This window comes from Halobacillus sp. (assembly GCF_049282395.1).
Lineage (GTDB): Bacteria > Bacillota > Bacilli > Bacillales > Halobacillaceae > Halobacillus.
Map to the genome: position 1 here is coordinate 1 of NZ_JBAPTY010000112.1, position 4,306 is coordinate 4,306.

Below are 4,306 nucleotides of genomic sequence, written 5' to 3' on the forward strand. Positions count from 1 at the left end.
CGGCAACATCAAAAAAACGGCGGATCCCCGATGGTTTCAGATTATCCACATGCTTCGATACGAACGACTTTTTACTCATGGAGATACCACTATTCTTTTGTCATCTTCATCATCGTCCTCCAGAATAAAGCCGTCGTGCTTGTATCTTTTCAAGACAAAATGGGTAGTGGTGGATAGGACGGAATCAAGTGCCGAGAGCTTCTCGGAAATGAACTTACCGATATCCATCATTGTCTTTCCATTAACCGTTACGGACAAATCATAGGCCCCTGACATTAAATACACCGCTTTCACCTCAGGAAAACGATAAATACGCTCGGCCACTTTATCAAAACCGACCCCGCGTGCCGGTGTCACTTTCACATCCACCATAGCCGTGACTTCCTCGTGCTCTACGACCTTTGCCCAATCAATCAAAGTGGAATAGCCAAGGATCGCTTTTTTGTCTTCGAGGTCATAAATGACCTGCTGAATTTCTTTTTCACTTTTTCCCATCATCTTGGCGATTTTAGCTACGCCTAGATTTGCATTCTTCTCAATAATCTTCAATACCTGGATTTCTGTTTCTTTCAATGGAGTCACCTACTTTCCTTCTATCCCATCATTTTAACAGTATTGGGTATAAACGAGAACCTTGTTTCAGAGATATTTTCATAATAGTTTTACAATGAGTAAGATTAGAGCGAATATTTGGAAAATTATTCATTAAAGTGATACGCTGAAATCATCTTAAGGAAGGAGTCGATTATGAGTATTCCAAACATTACACTTCATGATGGTTTGACCTTACCAGCGATAGGCTTTGGCACTTACGCACTAAACGGAAATGCTGGCGTTCAAGCTATTACAAGCGCCATTGATAAAGGATATCGACTAATTGATACCGCTTATAACTATGAAAATGAAGGAACCGTTGGAGAAGCGGTGCGCCGCAGCTCCATTCCGAGGGAAGAGCTGATTATAACCTCGAAGCTTCCCGGTCGTTACCAGACCTATGATAAAGCTGTTACAGCCATTCAGGAATCCTTATATCGTGCTGATCTCGATTACTATGATCTGTACCTGATTCACTGGCCTAATCCTAAACAGGATCATTATGTAGAGGCCTGGCAAGCTTTAATCGATGCGAAAAAATGGGGGCTGATCCGTTCTATCGGCGTATGTAACTTCCTGCCTGAACATTTGGAACGACTGGAAAATGAAACAGGCGTGAAGCCGAGCATCAATCAAGTTGAACTTCATCCGTTTTTCAATCAGGAAGAGCAGCGGATCTTTAACGATGAACATGAAATTAAAACAGAATCCTGGAGTCCGCTCGCCAAAGCAAGTGAGATTATTCATAATGAAACGCTGCAGAAAATAGCAGACGAGCATCATAAAACAACCTCACAAGTTGTCTTACGCTGGCATCACCAGCTTGGAGCGATCCCGATTCCAAAATCAGCTTCCCCTGAGCGCCAGCTAGAAAACCTGTCCATATTCGATTTTTCACTCAGTGATGCTGAAATGGGAATGATTGCAGAGTTAACTCGTCCGGACGGCCGATTGAATGATCAGGATCCGGCGGAGTATGAAGAGTTTTAATGATCGAAGAGCGCATCCACGAGGGTGCGCTTTTTTGTTGCTAAAAAGAGGATAGACGGATTTAACGAACTTCCGAAAGAAGTCTCCCTCTTCAAGCGTGTGAAGGGCGAAGCTCAGCGGTAAGGGGGAGATGAATTTTGGTTGGGCGACAGCCCAAATGCTTTTGGTTACAATATATGATCAGTCTTATAATGAATAAGGACTGATATATAAATGAAATTAGATAGTAATAACCATTCAGTGTTCTTGTTGTATTATCATCTTGTATTGGTCGTGAAATATAGAAGACACGTCATCGATGACACCATTTCAAACTATGCTAAAGATAAATTCTTGTCGTTGAGTGAAAACTACAATATTTCACTGGTCGAATGGAATCACGACATTGATCATATTCATATTTTATTCAAAGCTCATCCCAACACCGAACTATCAAAATTTATTAACGCTTATAAAAGTGCAAGCTCCAGACTTATCAAAAAAGAGTTTCCTTCCGTTCGGGAGAAATTATGGAAGGAAATGTTTTGGTCAAGAAGCTTTTGCTTAGTAACCACGGGCGGTTCGTCCATTGAAGTAGTAAAAAAATATATTGAAAACCAAGAGAAGAAATGAGGTGATTTGATATGGCCAAACAAAACAAAGCCTATAAGTTTCGTTTGTATCCAACAGATGAGCAAGCATTGCTTCTCCGCAAAACCTTCGGTTGTGTTCGTTTCGTGTATAACAAAATGTTAGCCGAACGCATAGAAACATACGAAACTCACAAAAAAGATAAAGAGGAACTAAAAAAGGTCAAACATCCAACGCCTGCTAAATATAAGAAGGAATTTGATTGGTTGAAAGAAGTAGATAGTCTCGCTTTGGCAAATGCTCAACTGAGCTTGGATAAGGCATATAAATCCTTTTTCGAAGGAAAACAAATTTCCGAAATTCAAAAGTAAGCGACATAAACAAAGCTACACAACCAACGTCGTGAACGGAAACATTCAGCTATTAGATGGCCATATCAAATTACCAAAGCTCAAAAAGGTAAAAATGAAGCAACATCGAGATATTCCTTCGGAATATACCATAAAGTCTTGTACGTTATCTGTGACGGGTTCAGGAAAATACTTTTGTTCCATTCTTACAGAATACGAGAAAGAGATAAAACCTAAAAAAGCCGAACAAGTCGTTGGGTTGGATTTTGCGATGAATGGGTTATTTGTCGATAGTGAGGGTAAGAAAGCCAATTACCCAAACTTCTATCGTCAAATGCTTGTGAAATTAGCAAAAGAACAACGGAGATTGTCTCGCAAAAAGAAAGGCTCTTCTAATTGGAATAAGCAACGCATACGAGTGGCTAAAATCCAGGAGAAAGCGGCCAATCAACGTAAGAACTTCCTTCATCACAAATCAAAAGAGTTGGTGACAAACTATGATGCCGTTATCATCGAAGACTTGGATATGAAAGGGATGTCACAAGCCTTGAAGTTTGGTAAAAGTGTCGCTGATAATGGGTGGGGAATGTTCAAATCTTTCTTAAAGTATAAACTGAACGAACAAGGGAAGCATTTGATCAAGATTGATAAATGGTACCCATCTACACAAACTTGTTCGCATTGTGGAAATACACAGCCAATGCCTATGAATATTCGGACATACACTTGTTCGTGCGGGCTGAATCTCGATAGAGATTACAATTCGGCTCTCAACATTAAAAAAGAAGGGATTCGGCTATTAGCACTACTCTAATGAATATAAACTCTTGGAACAAGAGGGTTAGCTTGGTCTATTTCGTCAGCTAACAAAAGTGGCGATTACCCAAGAAGCCCCCACTTCAAGCGACCCGTAAGGTTGGTAAGTGGCGGGTAGTTCACTAGAGATAGACTTATTATTGAAGAAGGAAGTGTGAAGCTATTGAATCGTAAAAAAAGAAGCGTACCTCTTATATTAAGACAGGAGGAGGCCTTATATCGCCGAATTCCAGAGAACTATGAGAAAAGAAAACGTATAGAGCTTTCCATTCTGAAAAGGTGGGCGGGGTATCGCGGGGAACTTGCGCTGGATTATTTTCTCGAATTTCTCCCCAAAACCACTTTTCATATATTCGAAGATCTTCGTCTCTTTGCTAGCGGCAAAACCTTTCAACTCGATACCCTCCTTTTAACCCCTCACGCAGGCTTCATTATAGAAGTTAAAAATATCTCCGGAACGATTATATACGAAGGCAAGTCCCAGCCCTTCCGACGCATTTCACAAGGCAAAGAAGAGCGACTACCGAACCCGATTGCACAAGTGAACCGCCAGAAACTCCAGCTGGAGCATTGGTTTCATGCACGCGGGATCCACGATTATCCGATTATTCCTCATGTCTCCATCAGCAGCCCCTCTACTAATGTGGATCTGCAAGCAGATCCAACCGTCCCTATTACTTACCTGGAAGAAACCATAGAGAGAATTCAAGAGGTTTATTCTTTATATAAAAGAAGGAGAGCTTTTGAACTCGGTCGTATTTCAGAAAAGCTTGTTGAGGGGCATCGTCCCTATTATTCTAATATTCTCGGAGCGTTTTCAATTCCCGATACCTCTATTGAGAAGGGAGTTCAATGCCCTAAGTGCAAACGTTATGCTATGGCTAGAATTAGAAGGCTATGGGAATGTCCTTATTGTGGTACTCGTTCCAGCGAGGCGCATTATCAAGCGATAGCGGACTATTTCCTATTATTTGGACATCCATGAC

General features: G+C 41.1%; 4 protein-coding genes and 1 pseudogene. 4 read left to right on the forward strand and 1 reads right to left on the reverse strand.

Features of this window, described 5'->3' with window-relative positions:
* Positions 1-75: 75 nt before the first annotated feature.
* Complete coding sequence (locus WAM07_RS05400; protein ID WP_422165401.1) at positions 76-573, reverse strand: Lrp/AsnC family transcriptional regulator; 498 nt, start codon at positions 571-573, stop codon at positions 76-78.
* Positions 574-747: 174 nt separating this feature from the next.
* On the opposite strand from WAM07_RS05400, the gene WAM07_RS05405 reads away from it, so the two are divergent.
* The 4 genes and pseudogenes from WAM07_RS05405 to WAM07_RS05420 all read left to right on the forward strand — a co-directional run bounded on the left by WAM07_RS05405 (position 748) and on the right by WAM07_RS05420 (position 4,305).
* Positions 748-1,584, forward strand: a complete 837-nt coding sequence (locus tag WAM07_RS05405; protein WP_422165397.1) for an aldo/keto reductase — start codon at positions 748-750, stop codon at positions 1,582-1,584.
* 213 nt (positions 1,585-1,797) lie between these two features.
* A complete protein-coding gene (gene tnpA, locus WAM07_RS05410) occupies positions 1,798-2,196 on the forward strand; it encodes an IS200/IS605 family transposase (protein ID WP_089752559.1) in 399 nt (132 codons plus the stop codon).
* A gap of 11 nt (positions 2,197-2,207) precedes the next feature.
* Positions 2,208-3,318, forward strand: a pseudogene (locus WAM07_RS05415) (RNA-guided endonuclease TnpB family protein).
* Between the two features lie 165 nt (positions 3,319-3,483).
* Positions 3,484-4,305, forward strand: coding sequence for a nuclease-related domain-containing protein (locus WAM07_RS05420; protein ID WP_422165399.1), 822 nt, complete (start codon positions 3,484-3,486; stop codon positions 4,303-4,305).
* The last annotated feature ends 1 nt before the right edge of the window (position 4,306 follow it).